Raw genomic sequence first — 15,731 nt, forward strand, 5'->3', positions numbered from 1 at the left:
CGTCCTCCAATGTGCGAACTGCTCTACAGGGGTAACGGAACTCATGGTGTGGTGGCGCGGGCGGCCAGGCGCTGCTGGAGGAGGACCGCGATCACGATGATCAGGCCCTTCGCCACCGACTGCGCGGAGATGCTCAGGTTGTTCAGGGTGAAGACGTTGTTCAGCGTGGTGAAGATCAGGACGCCGAACACGGTGCCGACAATCGTGCCGCGGCCGCCGGACAGCAGCGTGCCGCCGATCACCACCGCCGCGATCGCGTCCAGCTCGTACAGTCCACCGTGGGTGGAGCTTCCGGTCGTCGTCCGGGCCATCAGCATGACCGCGGCGATGCCGCAGCACAGGCCGGCCAGCACGTAGAGGGCGACGGTGTGGCGCTGGACCTTGATGCCGGCCAGCCGGGCCGCTTCGGCGTTGCCGCCGACCGCGAAGGTGCGGCGGCCGAAGGTGGTGCGGTTGAGCAGCACCCAGCCGAGCGCGGAGACGATGACGAACATCCAGACCAGCACCGGCACGCCGATCACCGAGCCGCCGAAGATGTCGAAGAACGAGTTGACGGTGATGATCTGGGTCTTGCGGTCGGAGATGATCTCGGCCAGACCGCGCGCCCCGGCCAGCATCGCCAGCGTCGCGATGAACGGCACGATCTTGCCGTAGGCGATCAGCAGGCCGTTGACCAGGCCGCAGGCGGAACCGACCAGCAACGCGGTGGTGACCATGAAGATGACGCCGTAGTCGGTGGCCATCTGCTGGGTGGCCAGCGTGGTGGCCCAGACCGACGACAACGCGAGCATCGCGCCGACGGACAGGTCGATGCCACCGCCGGTGATGACGAACGTCATGCCGATGCTGACCACGCCGATCACCGCGGCCGCCCGCAGGATGGTGAGGACGTTGGCGCCGGTGGCGAAGGTGTCACCGGAGGTGGCGACGCCGACGATGCACAGCACCACCAGCGCGACCACGAGTCCGACGTTGCGGCCCATCCCGCTGCGCAGCATCGCCGCCCCACCGGTACGCCGTGGCGCCCCGGGCTGGGTCGTGGTCGACTGCGTCGACGCCGTACCGCCGTCGAGCGCTTGGGCCGGCAGTCCGTCCCGCGGGCCCTGGGCCGCCTGGGCGGGCAACCCGGCACCGGCCGTTCCGGTGGCTGATCCCGCTCCCGCCGGCGTGCCGGCGGTGCTGGGAACGGAGTCCTGGACGGAGGACTTTCCGTTCGGTGTTTCGGGGTTCGTCCCCGGTCGTGCGACTTCCTCGCCCATCACACGGCACTTCCTTCCATCACCAGGTCCAGGACCCGGTGCTCGTCGATGTCCACCGCGGGACCGGTGTGTACGGCCCGCCCCTCCCGCATCACCACGACCCGGTCGGCCAGACCGAGCACTTCCTCGACCTCGCTGGAGACCAGCACGATCGCGACCCCGTTGGCGGCCAGCTTGCGAATCAGCGCGTAGATCTCCGAGCGCGCGCCGACGTCGACCCCTCGGGTCGGTTCGTCCAGCAGCAGCACTCGGCAGTCCCGCAGCAGCCAGCGGGCCAGCACGACCTTCTGCTGGTTGCCGCCGGACAGGTTGCGCACCGGATGCTCCACCCCCGCTGGGCGGACGTCCAGCGCCTTGGTCAACTCCTCGGCGGCCTTCTTCTCCGCGGCGCCGTTGAGGAACCCGCCGCTGGCGAACCGCTGCATCGTCGAGACCGTGATGTTCTTGTAGACCGCCTCGTCGAGCAGCAGCGCCTGACTCTTGCGTTCCTCGGGCGCGAGCCCGACGCCGGCCTTCACCGCCGCCTGGACCCGGCCCGGCTTCAGCTCGGTGCCGTCGACGCGGACGGATCCGGTCGCGGCCTTGCGCGCGCCGTACACGGTCTCGAGGATCTCCGAGCGGCCGGAACCGACCAGGCCGGTCAGGCCGAGGATCTCGCCGGCCCGGACCTCGAAACCGATCTCCTCGAACTCACGCGGCCGGGACAGGCCGGTCACCTCGAGCACGGTCGGTGCGTCCGGCGGCACCTCGCCGCGGGGCGGGAAGACGTACTCGATCGAGCGGCCGGTCATCAGCCGGATCAGCTCGGACGTCGGCGTCTGACGCGCGTCCAGGCCGGTCGCCACGGTGGCGCCGTCCTTCAGCACGGTGACCCGGTCGCCGATCTCGCGGATCTCCTCCAGCCGATGCGAGATGTAGATGACCGCGACACCGCGCGACGTCAGGCCGCGGATCACCCGGAACAGGTTGCCGACCTCTTCGGAGTCGAGCACCGCGGACGGTTCGTCCATCACGATCAGCTGAGCGTCACGGGAGAGCGCTCTTGCCATGCTCACCACCTGCTGACCGGCGGCCGGGAGCAGCCCGACGGTCCGGCCGACCGGGATCTCGCCGTGGCCGAGGCCCGTCAGGATCTCCCGCGCCCTGGTGTTCACCTCGTGCCGCCGGGTCAGCCCGAAGCGGGCCGGTTCGTGGCCGAGGAACACGTTCTCGGCCACGGTCAGGTCGGGCACCAGGTCGAGCTCCTGGTAGATCGCGGCGATGCCGAGGGCGATCGCGGCGGTCGGGCTGTTCAGCGCGACTTGCTTGCCGTCGACAACGATCGTGCCCTGGTCGGGCTGGTGCGCGCCGGTCAGCACGCGGATCAGCGTCGACTTGCCGGCGCCGTTCTGGCCGAGCAGGCAGTGCACCTCGCCCCGCCGGACGTCGAGATCGACGCCGTCCAGTGCCCGGACGCCTGGGAACTCCTTGACGATCCCGGTCATCCGCAACAGTTCTTCGTCGGCCACCCCATCACCTCTCCTACTGACCCCGCCCACGGTGTTCTGACTGCTCATTGCGCGACTCCGGTGGCGTCGCGGCCGACCAGCGTCGGGTCGAGAAAGACCTGGTCCAGCGAGATCTGCGCGCCGCCGCGGACCGCGGCGGTGAAGCCCAGCTCGGACTGCACGACACGGCAGCCGCCGCCGTCGGGAGCGATCACGCGGTCGCGGATCGCGCTCTCCAGCGGTTCCTTGAGCCACGGGCCGAGCACGGCGAAGTACCCGCCGAGCACCAGTACGTCCGGGTTCAGGATGTTCACCAGGATCGCGCCGCCGATACCCAGCCAGGTCCCGACGTCGGCGAGCGCGCGCAGGGTCCGCGCTCCCCCGGCCTCGGCCCGGCGGGTGATCTCGGCGAGCCGCTGCTCGACGTCCAGCGACGGGTCCCGCACCGGGTCGTCGGCGTCGGTCGCCTTGTTCAGCAAGGCGGTCAGCCCGACCACGGTCTCCCAGCAACCGGTCCGGCCGCAGCCGCAGATCCCACCGGCCGGGGCGACCGGCATGTGGCCGACCTCGCCGCTGAACCCGCGACCGCCGCGCAGCAGATGCCCACCGGCGACCATGCCGCCACCGACACCGACCGCGCCGGTCAGCAGCACGATGTCCTCGACCTTGCTCCCGGTGTCCTTGCGCAGTTCCGAGTACGCCGCGAGCGCGGCCAGGTTCGCCTCGTTGTCCACCCGCACCGGGTACGCCGGACCGCCGAGCCGCTCGCGCATCGCGTCGACGATCTGCAGCTCGCCCCAGCCGAGGTTCGGCGCGAGCTTGAGCGAACCGGTCGTGCTCTGCACCAGGCCCGGAGCCGCCAAGGTCAGGCCCGCGGTCTGCCCGCCGCGCGTGCCGACGGCCGTCACGGCTTCGTCGACCAGCTCGGCGAGGCGGTCGAGCGTCGTACCGGGCTCGAGGTGGGCCACGTCGAGCGGGACACGGCGTTCGATGATCGTGTCGCCGGACAGATCGAGCGCGGTGACGGCGAGATAGTCGACGTTGATCTCGGCGCCGACGCCGCAGACCGCGCTGCCGTCGAGCTCGACCAGCTGGCCGGGGCGGCCGAGGGCACCGCGCTCGGACTCGGCGCGGCCGTCGCGCAGCAGTCCGCGCTCGACCAGCTCGGCGACCAGGCTGGAGACGGTGGCCTTGTTCAGGCCGGTGTCCGCGGCGATCCGGGCCCGGGACTTGGGGCCCTCGGAGCGCACGTGGCGGAGGACGACGGACAGGTTGTTGCGGCGCAGCGAAACGTGGTCAGCGGCAACCATGCCACCGCCCGGCCGACGACCGTCGGTCAGCGTCACAAGACCCCCACCCCTTCTCCCCCGACAGGAGAACGGCACCAGCACTGTGATGCCAGTCACAGACTTTGTCTGTTGAGCCAACAAACTAAGTACGCAGGCGAGCGCCGTCAAGATGTTGCGACCAGATTTCTTGCGGATTACCGGGCGTGAGAGAACGCTCTCTCTGCGGATCTCGTAGTGATCTTGCAAGAATTCGTCAAGCTCTTGCGATCAGGTCTTGCGCCCTGAAGCGACCGTTTGTACGCTCGGCGCCACTCTCCGCAGTCCTGCCCGCCCCCACCAGGAGCCTGCACATGGCACTCACACGACGTACCTTCCTGGCCGCCTCCGCGGCCACAGCAGCTACCGCCACCACCGTCGGCAGCACCCTCGCCGCCTCCGCCACCACCGCGACTCCTGTGGCCAGTCCGCCGGGTGACGTGGTCGGCAAGATCACCGTCGGCTATCAGGGCTGGTTCGCCTGCGCCGGGGACGGTGCCCCGATCAACGGCTGGTGGCACTGGAGCAACAACTGGGGCCAGCCGCCGTCACCGACCAACAACGCCCTCGGCAGTTGGCCGGACGTGCGCGACTACACCGCGACGTACCAGACGGCGTACGCGAATCTCGGCAACGGCCAGCCCGCGAAGCTGTTCTCGTCGTACGACCAGCAGGCGGTGAACACGCACTTCCAGTGGATGCAGCAGAACGGCTGCGACACCGCCGCACTGCAGCGGTTCAACCCGTTCGGCGGCGAGGGCCCGACCCGGGACGCGATGGCGGCCAAGGTGCGCCAGGCCGCCGAGCAGTACGGGCGCAAGTTCTACATCATGTACGACGCGACCGGCTGGCTGAACATGCAGTCGGAGATGAAGCAGGACTGGATCGACAAGATGCGGGCGTACACGTCGTCACCGGCGTACGCGAAGCAGAACGGCAAACCGGTGGTCTGCATCTGGGGCTTCGGGTTCAACGAGGGCAACAAGGCCTGGCCGGCGTCGGTCTGCCTCGACGTGGTGAACTGGTTCAAGGGCCAGGGCTGCTACGTGATCGGCGGCGTTCCGACGCACTGGCGACGCGGCGTCGAGGACGCGCGGCCCGGCTACCTGGACGTGTTCCATGCCTTCAACATGCTGTCGCCGTGGATGGTCGGGCGGATCAGCGACGTCGCGGGCGCGGATCACTACTACAACAACGTGAACCAGCAGGACCAGGCCGACTGCAACGCCCACGGCATCGACTACCAGCCGTGTGTGATCCCCGGTGACCTGCAGTCCGGGCACCGGCGGCACGGCGACCTGATGTGGCGGCAGTTCTACAACCTGACCCGGGTCGGCGTGCAGGGTTTGTACATCTCGATGTTCGACGAGTACAACGAGGGCAACCAGATCGCCAAGACCGCGGAGAGCGCTGCCTGGATTCCCCAGGGATCGGGGATCCGGGCACTGGACGAGGACGGCACGGCCTGCTCGTCGGACTACTACCTGCGGCTGACCAACGACGGCGGGCGGATGTTCAAGGGGCAGCTCGCGCTCACCCCGAACCGGCCGACGCCGCCGATGCCTCCGCAGGGCACCGGCGGGGTGATCTTCTACGAGCACGTCGACTATCTCGGCGCCGCCGGCGCTGCGCTTGCCAAGGGCAACTACACCCGGGCGCAGCTGCAGGCGGCCGGCGTCCAGGACAACTGGGCGTCGTCGGTGCGGATCCCGGCGGGCTGGACGGTGACAGCGTACGCCGAGGACAACTTCAGCGGGCAGTCGTGGACGTGGTCGTCGAACACGCCGAACTTCACCACGCTGTCCCCCAACGCGAACGACCACCTGACGTCCTGCCGGATCCAGTAGGTCGCGCACAGCCAGCGAACCCGGCCTCGGCAGTTGTCGCTCGAGGTCGGGTTCGCTGGTGCGTCAGAGCATTTCGAGGCTGTCGGTGGTGAGGGTGATGACGGCGCCGTCGAGGTGCAGGCGGCAGGCGATCGCGTGGCCGGCGCAGGTGAACAGCGCCGGTCCGGCGGCGTCAACCACCTTGTACGCAACGGGTTGCGGACACCGCTCGGCCGGAGCCTGCTGCTGCTGGTGGCAGCCGAGCACATGACAGCTGGCGATCTCGCCGTCGACGTTCATCAGCGTCAGGCCGTGATCCGGACAGACGCCCCAGGTGACACCGCAGACCAGTCCCTCGCTTGCGGCGAGCCGGACCAGACTGCCGGCGGTCGACTGGAGATGGCTGGCGACCGCTCGGAACGTCTCCACCGCGGCATCGAGATCGCGCCGGAGCTGACGGGACTCGACGGACTCGGGCAGACCGCGGGTCGCGGTGAGCAAGTCCTCGGACAGCGCCTTGGCGGCCAGGGCGATCTCGTCCACCCGGACCGGCGTACCGAAGCCGGTCTCGCGAGGATGCACCGGAGGCACGCGGCCGTTGGTGCCGACCTCGTTGCGCCAGTCGCCGGGCGCGGGAGAGCGCTCCCCGGTGTTCTCGGGGGTTTCCGGATCGGGATTCGCGGTCGCCGCGTCGGGCGCGGGTGATTCGGCCGGCTGCAGGTGCGGCTCGGCGTGCGCGCGGGGTTCCTGGGACTCACCCTGCGGCTCGGACTGATCGCCCTGCGGCTCGGAGTGCGCATCGCCGCCCTGCGGCTCCGGGTGCGGATCGTTTGACGGCGCCTTGCGCCTCGGCTTCTTGGCAGCACCTTCGGATGCTTCGCTGCCACGACCGGCGGCCGAAGCCTCCACCGGCGCGTCGGGATCGTTGCCGACGACGCCGATCGGCCGGCCGGGGCCGTTGGACTGAGTTGCTGCTTGCGAACCGTTCATACCTGCCTGTGGATCGATTCCGAGCCGGCCTTCCTGGATCGGCGGCAGCGTCTGCGCGCCCCAGCCGGACTCCTCCCGGCCGCCGGCGTCCGCCGTGCCGTTCAACCACCGCGACATCTCGCTGTCGCCGCGGTTCGCCCGCTTGGCTCTCGCCATTCGTCGCCCCCTGATGACGTGACTCCCCGGTGGCCGATGGTGCCATGCCCGCAGGGGGTGCGACCAGAGCGAATCACCGAGCGTCACACAGGGCTGAACATGCCTTGCGCACAGCAACGACCCCAGTCGGTGAACCTCGCCCGGACCGGCCCGGGCGACACCTCACCTCGTCCACTTGCTACGTTCCCCCACTCGGCGGATCGCAATCACACCGAGGCAATTTCCCAACGCGGGCTTAACACTTCCCGTCACGACGTGTCGGTAACCACACGCAGCGGCACAACCGCTCCGGGTGGTTGCCGTTCATCGCGGTGAGTTACATCAAAGTTTGATATGGTTGCCCGGTGCCGAAGCCGACGCCCGATCTCGACGACCTGACCACCGCGATCGAGGACTTCACCACGATCTTCATCCGGCTGCCGGCGGTTCGCCGGTTCAACTTCTCCACGCTCGGGGTCCTGCACACGCTGGGCCGGCGAGGCCCGATGCGGCTGACCGATCTGACCGCGACCGAGCAGTTGAAGCAGCCGGCGCTGACCAGCCTCGTCGCGAAGCTCGAACGCGACGGCCTGGTTGCTCGCTCGCCCGATCCCACCGACGGACGCGCCGTCCTGCTGTCACTCACCGACGAAGGCCGGGAGATCGTGCGGGCCCGCCGGACCAGCCGGGTCGAGCGACTGGCCGAACTGGTCGATCGGCTGAGCGACGAAGAACGCGCTCTCCTGGCCGACTCGGTGCACGTGCTCAAACGCCTGACCGAGATTGCCGACGACGACCCCGTGAGGACTCGATGACGACCAGTTCCTTCCCGCTCCAGCCGACGCCGATCCACGTCGCCGACGAGGTGCTCGACGATCTCCGCCGGCGCCTGCTGGCCACCCAGTGGCCGCTCGACCAAGGCAACGAGGACGGCCGGTACGGCGTACGGCGTACCGATCTCGAACGGCTGGTCGCGTACTGGGCGGGCGGATACGACTGGAGAGCGGCGGAGAGCGCGATCAACGCCTACGAGCACTACCGGGTCGAGGTGGACGGCGTCCCGGTGCACTTCCTGCGCAAACCGGGAGTCGGTCCGCGCCCGGTGCCGCTGATCCTCAGTCACGGCTGGCCGTGGACGTTCTGGCACTGGTCGAAGGTGATCGACCGGCTCGCCGACCCCGCGTCGTACGGAGGTGATCCGGCGGACGCCTTCGACGTGATCGTGCCGTCGTTGCCGGGCTTCGGCTTCTCGGCACCGCTCGAGCGTCCGGACATGAACTACTGGAAGATCGCCGACGTCTGGCACACGTTGATGACCCAAGTGCTCGGCTACTCGCGGTACGCCGCCGGGGGCTGTGACGTGGGCGCGCTGGTGACGGGGCAGCTCGGGCACAAGTACGCCGACGAGCTGTACGGGATCCACATCGGCTCCGCGCTGAAGCTCTCGTTCTTCGAGGGCGAACGCGCTTGGGACATCACCGGCGGCCGGCCGATCCCGGAGGGACTGCCCGCGCAGGACAGGGCCCGGCTGATCGAGGTGGAGAAGCGGTTCGCCGTGCATCTGTCCGCGCACATGCTCGCGCCGACGACCCTGGCCTTCGGCCTGTCCGACTCCCCGGCCGGCCTGCTCGCCTGGCTGCTCGAACGCTGGACGAAGTGGTCGGACAACGGCGGGAACGTGGAGAGCGTGTTCTCGGCCGACGACCTGCTCGCCCACGCGATGATCTACTGGGCCGGCAATTCGATCGAGACCTCGATCCGCACCTACGCCAACAACAACCGCTATCCGTGGACGCCGTCGCACGACCGCAAACCGGTCGTCGAGGCGCCGACCGGGATCACCTTCGTCAGCTACGAGAACCCGCCGGGTGTGCACAGCGCCGAGCAGCGGATCGAGAACTTCCTCAGCAGCGACCGGGCGGAGTGGTACAACCACGTCGACATCGCTTGCCACGATCGCGGCGGGCACTTCATTCCGTGGGAGATTCCGGAGCAGTGGACGGAGGATCTGCGGAGGACATTTCGCGGGCGCAGGTGAACTGAGGGGTCCGTTGCCTCTAGCCCCTGTTGAGCCCGGCGTCTCCGACGGGGGCTTCAGGCTGCGTTGCTCACTCAGTCGGGGTGAGTTGCTTGCGGAGGAACTCGACGGTGCGGGTTCGAGCGGTCAGCGCCGGGTGGCCCGGGGTCTCGCGGACTTCAGCGGTCAGGACCTGGTGCGCGTAGCGGGAGAAGCCGCCGGCGTTGCCAGGTCCTGAGTCCAGCTCGATCACCTCGAACGCATCGCCGAGCCGCTCGCGCAGGGTCGCGAAGCGCGCGGCCGGGGCCCCGCGGTCCTTGCTGAACCGGAGCCCGAGAACACAGACCCCGTCCGTGCGAGAGCGCTCCACGACGGTCTCCAGTTCCTGCTCCGAGACTCCGGGATCGCGTCGCCGCGCCCGGCCCAGCGGGAACGGTGTCGCCGGCTGACTCATCACCGGCGCCCGGACCGCGTCGTCCACTGCCGTCGCCAGCGCGAACCCGCCGCTGAAGCACATCCCGATCACGCCGACCCCACGGCCCGGCGTACGGGCGGCCAGCTCAGCGGCGACGGCGCTCAGGAACCGCGTGATCGGCCGCTCGGCGTTCACCGCGAACGCGCGGAACTCCTTGGACACGCACAGCCGCGCGAACACGCTCACGCCGTACGCCATCGTTGCCTCGCGCCCGGCGTCCCGAACGGCGACGGCACGACCACGGTGAAGCCCTCCGCGACCAGGTGCTCGGCCAGACCGAGCACCTCCGGCGTGATGCCCGGAAGCTCCGGAATCAGCACGACGCCCGGACCCGCGCCCTTCTCGTAGCAGTCGTAGGTCAGCCCACCGCCGGTGAACGGCGCCTTGCGCCACCCGGACAGATCGGACCTCGGTGCGGAACCAGCAGCCATCGTCGGGTACTCCTCAGCAACTGAAAGGGCTCAGGGTGACCACGGTGGCACGCCCTCAAACCAATCTTGCAGCTTTTGACATCCGCATCGATCCGAAACTGTCTCCCAGCTCTGACATACTCCGCCCAGAATGTCACTCTCAAGACCCTTGGGGGGGTCCCCTGTGTTACCCATCCGCCCGTCCCACCTCCTGAAACTGGGCCTACCGGCCGCGCTCGTCGCGACCACGCTGGTCAGCGTCACCGGTTCGTCGGTGTCCGCCGCCCCGCCGAAGCCCTTCCACAACGCTTTCGCTGTGCCGAACCGGCAGGCCGCTCCCGCCGCCGAGGCCTACGACCCGCACTCGGTCCTGGTGAAGTTCTCGTCGAAGGCGAGCGCGACCGCGCGTGCGACGGTCCTTGCCAAGCACAACAGTCGCCAGGCCGCCGTCTCGGTGACCGACGACTACGCCACCGTGACCAGCAACGCGACCGCCCCGGAACTGCTGAAGAAGCTCAAGGCCGAGCCGAACGTCGAGCTCGCCTCGCTCAACTATGTGCGGACCAGCGCGGCCACGCCGAACGACGAGTTCTACGGTTCCGACCAGGGCTACCTGTCGACGATCCGGATGCCGCAGGCCTGGGACCGCTCCAAGACCGCCGGCAGCCAGACGATCGCCGTACTGGACACCGGCGTCGACGGCGGGCACCCGGAGCTGGCCGGCCGGGTCTACACCGGCTACAACGCGCTGAACCCCAAGGCGTCGGCGAACGACGACGAGGGCCACGGCACGATGGTCGCGGGCATCATCGCCGCGAACACCAACAACCGCCGCGGAGTCTCCGGCGTCGCGTGGAACGCACGGATCCTGCCGGTCAAGGTGCTCGACTCCCACGGCAGCGGGTCGGACTCGTCCGTCGTCGCCGGAATCAACTGGGCGGTCTCGCACGGCGCCCGGGTGATCAACATGTCCCTCGGCGGCTCGAGCTACAACCCGGTGATGCACGCGGCGGTCAAGAACGCCGTCGCCAAGGGTGTTGTGGTCGTCGCTTCCTCGGGCAACGAGTACTCCTCCGCACCGAACTACCCGGCCTCCTTTCCGGAGTCCATCTCGGTCGGAGCCACCGACAGCAACGGCGTGCTGACGTCCTTCAGCTCGTGGGGCGACACGGTCGACCTGACCGCGCCGGGCTGGAACATCATCTCCACCGGTCCGCGGGCGCTCACCGACCCGGCCTACCTGCCGTACTGGGGTGGCAGCGGGACGTCGTTCTCGGCGCCGATGGTGGCCGCCGTCGCCGCGATGGTGCGCAACAGGTACCCGAGCTGGACTCCGGCCCAGGTCGAGGCGCAGCTGAAGAACACTGCCCGCGACGCCGGTCCGCGCGGCCGCGACCCGTACTACGGCGCCGGCGTGCTCGACGCCGCCAACGCGCTCGGTGCGACCTGGGCACCGGAGTTCTGGGCCGCCGGTCCAGACGGCAACGACGTTCCCGCCCGGGCCACAGCGATGGCCCACGCCTCGATCACCGGTGCGATCGGCACCGAAGGTGAGGAGGACTGGTACTCCGCCCAGTCGGCGTCCGCCCGCAACGTGGTCGTCACGCTCACGCCGCCGCGCTACGACGACGTGAACCGACCGCAGAACAACGACCCGGTGCTGTCGATCTACAACGCGCAGCTCCAGCTCATCGGCTTCGCCGACGCCGGCGACAAGGTGGCGGAGAAGGTCACCGTGACGCTGCCCGCGGGTCGGGCCTACATCAAGGTGAACAACTTCAACGGGGCGCGTGACAGCCGGCCCTACACCCTGTCGGTCGGCGCCAGCTCCACCGGTCGATCGACAGTCGGCCAGCGTTACTGGGTCAACAACACCGCCCCGGCCGACCTGGCCGGCAACGTGGCGCAGACCTACTCGCCCTCGTTCACCTTCGAGCGTGCGCTCAACCCGGCGAGCGTCACCACGTCGACCGTGCGACTGCTGCACGGCAAGACCGGCGCCCTCATCCCGAGCACGGTGACGTACGACCCGACCACCAAGCGGGTCACGATCAACCCGACGCCGACCCTGCAGGACAACACGCCGTACCGGGCGGTTGTCGGCGCGGTGAAGGACACCGGCGGCGCCACGATGCCGGGGTCGTACTTCGTGTTCTTCCGGACCGTCGACATCGCACCGGCGCCGATCACCAACTTCACCGTCACCGGCCAGTACGCCGCGGCGCCGATGAAGTGGACGCTGCCGGGCATCACAGACCTCGACCAGGTCGTCGTCCGGCGCAACGCCGGGACCGTCGCTCCGACCGCTCCGAACACCGGCACCTCGGCGTACATGGGCCCGGCCTCGAGCGCCACCGCGACCGGGCTGGCGAACGCGACGAGCTACGCGTTCCGCGCCTGGGTCAAGGACCGCAGCGGCAAGTGGAGCACGTCGGTCGCCGCGAACCTCACCGGCACCTACACGACGCTGTCGGCCAACGCGACCGCGCTCGACTTCGGCGGCAAGGTCACGCTCAGCGGCAGCGTCGTCCGGGTCGACACCAAGGCGCCGCTGGCCGGCGTACCGATCTCGCTCTACGGCCGCAACAAGAACAGCTCGACCTGGCGCGAGATCACCCGCGTCACGACGAGCCCGACCGGCACGTACGGCGTGACCTACCAGCCGACGTACTCCACGGTCTTCGCCTGGGGCTACAACGGTTCGCCGCAACTGCTCGGCTCCCGCACCGGCACCTGGACGACGGACATCCGCCCGACCCTGACCGCGAACTTGTCGGCGACGTCGATCAAACTCGGCGCCTCCACCACGTTCTACGGCTACGTCCGCCCCCAGCACGCCGGTTCCCCGGTCTACCTCCAGCGTTCCACCGGAACCACCTGGACAACGATCACCAGCACCAAGCTGAACTCGACGGGCAACTACGCCTTCTCCATCAAGCCCACCACCCGAGCCAGCTACACCTACCGAGTCGTCTTCCAGTCCGACGGCGACCACGCCACGGGCGTCAGCCCGGCCAAGAGCTTCACAGTGAGCTGAGCTGATCCAGTTTGTTCGGCGCGCCTCGCCCGGGATCCTGCGGGGCGGGGCGTGTCGTCACTTCGGTTGGAACTGGGACCCGGGCTAGACGAACGTGCAAGACCAGCTTGGGTTCGTCAGTGAGCCCGGCTGCCCATCCAAACTGAGCGCCTCGTAGGGAGTGACTTCGTACCGGCCGCTGTGCGCCTAGGTACGCGGAAATCTTGCAGGCAGGCGAACAGCGTACGGAGGACGGCATGCGGGCCGCTGCATTCCGGTTAGGTCATCGATCTGCCTACGTCACTCGCTCAATCGGGTGAGTGCTCAGCCTGCAACCGCTCGGCGGCCAGCTCCGCGACAGCCTGCCACGGATCATCCGTCAAGGCCAACAGAGTAGACGCTGAAGTATTTCGATGTTTCGCGACTTGAAATCTCACCGAATCCTTCGAGTCACGGGCAAGCAGATCAAGCAACTCGGAGCTGAGCCTTCGCTTCATTGCGACCGCGAACCGAACTTCGTCATTTGTATCATGAGCCAGAATTGCCAAGACCTCCATCGGCACGGTCTTATTATGAGCCACCCATACCCGCGCCTCGGGGTAATCTCTGATGATATCCATCCATACGGAGACGTCCGCGGATTCAGTAGCCGCACGGCGGTACTCGCGCGGATCACCACTGAATCGGAGGCCGATAAACTCTTCCGCAGTTCGTATCGTCAACCCAGTCTCCGCAGTTGCTTCCAAGGAATGAATTTCCCTTTGTCGCTCTTCCATTTATTAGTGAAGAAGTCGCCATAGATATCAGCATCCTTGTACCATTCGAGACCTTCACTCGTCGCCTTATAGACCTTGAACGCGGAACCTCCGTCACCCTTCTTGTCCTTGGTCCACCACAGGCCATCGGACTTGGACTTGAAGAACTTCGTACCGAATGGCCCTCCTTGCGCCATTTCACTGGCGCGCTCGCGCGTCAACTCCCACAGTCCCCGCGTATCAGTTGGGCAAGTGTTGTGTACCAACACACTTCGCTTCCCGACCAGTACATAGTACGTGTGTATGTCATCGACAGTCAGGTTGAAGGCTGCGCCGTGCGACGACGTGGATGCGAATCCGACTACCCGGACCAGCTCTCCACCCGCAGTCAGAAGGCGGTCTCCCGCGTCGAGTTCGTCGGCCCGCTGAAATTCTCTGTCTGTTACGTTCCAGAAGGGATGATCGGGCGTTGTGGTCACCGACCCGGCGTCGGCCTGTAGTTGGGCCAAATCATCAAGGTGCCGCCACAGGTGCGTGACCGCACGAGGACCGCTTTCGCCAGTCCGGGGATCTCCGGCCGCTACTTGATCTCCGACCTTGATCTCAGAATCGGCTTCACAGTCCCATCAGCCATGACCACCGATGTGTCGCCCGAGAAGCTGCACTCCTTGTCAACTTTGCCAACAACACATGCGAGTTCTCGGACCCCATTGTCCGCCTCTGCTTCTCCGGCTTTCACGCTGCCCTTGAAGCCGAACTTGAAGGCCTTGTTGCCCAGCTTGCCCGCGGCGGGGATCCAGCCGGCGATCGGGATGGTGGAGAGGCCGCTCAGAGCGGCGTTGCCATAGTCGCCTTCCACTCCGTACAGGCCGGCGTTCATCGCGTCGAAGTACTCGCCGACGCCGGGAAGCAGACCGAAGATGTCCATGCCGAGATGGAAGAGTTCGGGGTTCTCCGCATAGAGCATGGCCGCAGGATCGAACGTGGAGCCAGGGAGGCCGTGGTCGAACATTCGGTCCCAGATGCTCGAATTGCTGTTTCGGTCGCGTTGGTGGTGACCGGTCCGTTCGAGCGGACGACCTGTCCGCGAGTGATGGTCGCGGCCTGGCCGTCGTTGAATGCCTTGCTGTCACCGACTCTGGTCGACGGATCGCCCGTGTAGCTCGGGCAGGCCGCGTTGCCGCCTACACAGTGCGGCAGTTGGACGCCCGGGGTGACTACCGTGTTGTTCGTGACGTAGGTCTTGATGACCTCTTTGGTGCGGTTGGTCTTGGCGATGTCCTTGAGCCGCTTCTTCTCGGCCTGGCACTTGGCGTCGCACTTCGGCCGCTTCGGTTTGTCGTCACCGCCACCTCCGCCACCTCCGCCGCGACCGCCATCGCCATCGCCGTCACCGCTCCCGCCACGCCGCCCGCCTCCCTGGCCGCCGTCGCCCGGCTTCTTCGGCTTCTTCGGCTTCTTCGGTGGCTTCACCGGGTCGCTCGGCGGGTCGGCGGGGTCGTCCGGAGGGTTCAGGCAGTCCCACCTATCGTCTTCGCACTCGCCGACCTCGGGGAACGTCCACGGCGATACAGGCCTGAACAAGTGACCGTCAGGATCGGTGTTCGCGATCGGATTCCCGCCCGCGTACGCGAACAGGTTGCTGCCTGCGGACCCGGTACCGGCCGGCCAGGTGATCGAGTCGCGGGAAGCGAATGTGCCCGAACTCGGGTCGTACCACCGGGCGTGCATGTTGACCTGCCCGGTCGACGGGTCTGTCCAGTCGCCCTGGAAACCGACGCCGTACGCGGCGCCCTTCGATGCTGCGACCTGGCCGAACGGATCGAAGGTCTTCGAGTCCGCCAGACCGTTCAGTGCTTGGTCGGCTGGGTCGAAGCCGCCGACCACGTCGCCGCGCCGATCCGTCATGGCGAGCCGCTTGGTGGCTCCTTGCCCGACCGCCAGGACGTCGTCGCCGAGGCCGTGGGCGAAGGTCTGGATGCCGTCGGCCGACGGATCGGAGTCCAGTCCGGCGTACTTGAAGATCAACGCGCCGC

At 67.9% G+C, this 15,731-nt stretch carries 14 protein-coding genes; 4 read left to right on the forward strand and 10 right to left on the reverse strand.

Translation table 11 applies throughout. The annotated features are described in order from the left end of the window. Positions 1-41: 41 nt before the first annotated feature. The 3 genes from ACQPXM_RS25530 to ACQPXM_RS25540 are packed head-to-tail and all read right to left on the reverse strand — an operon-like array spanning position 42 to position 4,092. Entirely contained in the window at positions 42-1,259 is a 1,218-nt protein-coding gene (locus ACQPXM_RS25530) for an ABC transporter permease (protein WP_432937651.1), read from the reverse strand. After that, positions 1,259-2,767 carry a sugar ABC transporter ATP-binding protein gene (locus tag ACQPXM_RS25535; protein ID WP_432937653.1) on the reverse strand — a complete coding sequence of 503 codons (1,509 nt, stop codon included), beginning with the start codon at positions 2,765-2,767 and terminating at the stop codon, positions 1,259-1,261. The genes ACQPXM_RS25530 and ACQPXM_RS25535 overlap by 1 nt, the downstream gene beginning before the upstream one ends. A 44-nt stretch (positions 2,768-2,811) precedes the next feature. Further along, positions 2,812-4,092 (reverse strand): ROK family protein, encoded by a 1,281-nt coding sequence (locus ACQPXM_RS25540; protein ID WP_432937655.1) that lies wholly within the window; start codon positions 4,090-4,092, stop codon positions 2,812-2,814. Between the two features lie 293 nt (positions 4,093-4,385). On the opposite strand from ACQPXM_RS25540, the gene ACQPXM_RS25545 reads away from it, so the two are divergent. Continuing rightward, complete coding sequence (locus ACQPXM_RS25545) at positions 4,386-5,918, forward strand: glycoside hydrolase family 71/99-like protein (protein ID WP_432937657.1); 1,533 nt, start codon at positions 4,386-4,388, stop codon at positions 5,916-5,918. A 63-nt stretch (positions 5,919-5,981) separates the two neighbouring features. Here ACQPXM_RS25545 and ACQPXM_RS25550 read toward each other — a convergent pair whose 3' ends face one another. Continuing rightward, positions 5,982-7,043, reverse strand: coding sequence for a hypothetical protein (locus tag ACQPXM_RS25550; protein WP_432937659.1), 1,062 nt, complete (start codon positions 7,041-7,043; stop codon positions 5,982-5,984). A gap of 344 nt (positions 7,044-7,387) precedes the next feature. Here ACQPXM_RS25550 and ACQPXM_RS25555 point away from each other — a divergent pair, with 344 nt between their 5' ends. Next, positions 7,388-7,837: a MarR family winged helix-turn-helix transcriptional regulator gene (locus ACQPXM_RS25555; RefSeq protein WP_432937661.1), complete on the forward strand. Its 450-nt coding sequence runs from the start codon at positions 7,388-7,390 to the stop codon at positions 7,835-7,837. After that, positions 7,834-9,060 (forward strand): epoxide hydrolase family protein, encoded by a 1,227-nt coding sequence (locus tag ACQPXM_RS25560; protein ID WP_432937663.1) that lies wholly within the window; start codon positions 7,834-7,836, stop codon positions 9,058-9,060. The genes ACQPXM_RS25555 and ACQPXM_RS25560 overlap by 4 nt, the downstream gene beginning before the upstream one ends. A gap of 70 nt (positions 9,061-9,130) precedes the next feature. On the opposite strand, the gene ACQPXM_RS25565 is transcribed toward ACQPXM_RS25560, so the two are convergent. Together ACQPXM_RS25565 and ACQPXM_RS25570 are read right to left on the reverse strand one after the other, a co-directional pair. After that, positions 9,131-9,700, reverse strand: coding sequence for a hypothetical protein (locus tag ACQPXM_RS25565; protein ID WP_432937665.1), 570 nt, complete (start codon positions 9,698-9,700; stop codon positions 9,131-9,133). Further along, on the reverse strand, positions 9,697-9,945 hold the full coding sequence (locus ACQPXM_RS25570; protein WP_432937667.1) for a hypothetical protein: 249 nt from the start codon (positions 9,943-9,945) through the stop codon (positions 9,697-9,699). The genes ACQPXM_RS25565 and ACQPXM_RS25570 overlap by 4 nt, the downstream gene beginning before the upstream one ends. Positions 9,946-10,108: 163 nt before the next feature. Between ACQPXM_RS25570 and ACQPXM_RS25575 the strand changes: the two genes are divergently transcribed. Continuing rightward, the gene (locus ACQPXM_RS25575; RefSeq protein WP_432937669.1) at positions 10,109-12,961 is read left to right on the forward strand and encodes a S8 family serine peptidase; all 2,853 of its coding nucleotides are present in this window, start codon (positions 10,109-10,111) and stop codon (positions 12,959-12,961) included. A 287-nt stretch (positions 12,962-13,248) separates the two neighbouring features. Here the strand turns inward: ACQPXM_RS25575 and ACQPXM_RS25580 are convergent, their stop codons facing one another. From ACQPXM_RS25580 to ACQPXM_RS25595, 4 genes are read right to left on the reverse strand one after another with little or no spacing between them, the layout of a single operon-like run. Then, positions 13,249-13,662 carry a hypothetical protein gene (locus ACQPXM_RS25580; protein ID WP_432937671.1) on the reverse strand — a complete coding sequence of 138 codons (414 nt, stop codon included), beginning with the start codon at positions 13,660-13,662 and terminating at the stop codon, positions 13,249-13,251. Then, on the reverse strand, positions 13,659-14,297 hold the full coding sequence (locus tag ACQPXM_RS25585; protein ID WP_432951080.1) for a polymorphic toxin-type HINT domain-containing protein: 639 nt from the start codon (positions 14,295-14,297) through the stop codon (positions 13,659-13,661). The genes ACQPXM_RS25580 and ACQPXM_RS25585 overlap by 4 nt, the downstream gene beginning before the upstream one ends. Continuing rightward, positions 14,276-14,623 carry a hypothetical protein gene (locus tag ACQPXM_RS25590; RefSeq protein WP_432937673.1) on the reverse strand — a complete coding sequence of 116 codons (348 nt, stop codon included), beginning with the start codon at positions 14,621-14,623 and terminating at the stop codon, positions 14,276-14,278. The genes ACQPXM_RS25585 and ACQPXM_RS25590 overlap by 22 nt, the downstream gene beginning before the upstream one ends. Beyond that, entirely contained in the window at positions 14,572-15,723 is a 1,152-nt protein-coding gene (locus ACQPXM_RS25595) for an RHS repeat-associated core domain-containing protein (RefSeq protein ID WP_432937676.1), read from the reverse strand. The genes ACQPXM_RS25590 and ACQPXM_RS25595 overlap by 52 nt, the downstream gene beginning before the upstream one ends. Between the last annotated feature and the right edge of the window lie 8 nt (positions 15,724-15,731).

The sequence above is a fragment of the Kribbella sp. CA-253562 genome, from assembly GCF_050942265.1.
Classification (GTDB): Bacteria; Actinomycetota; Actinomycetes; order Propionibacteriales; family Kribbellaceae; genus Kribbella.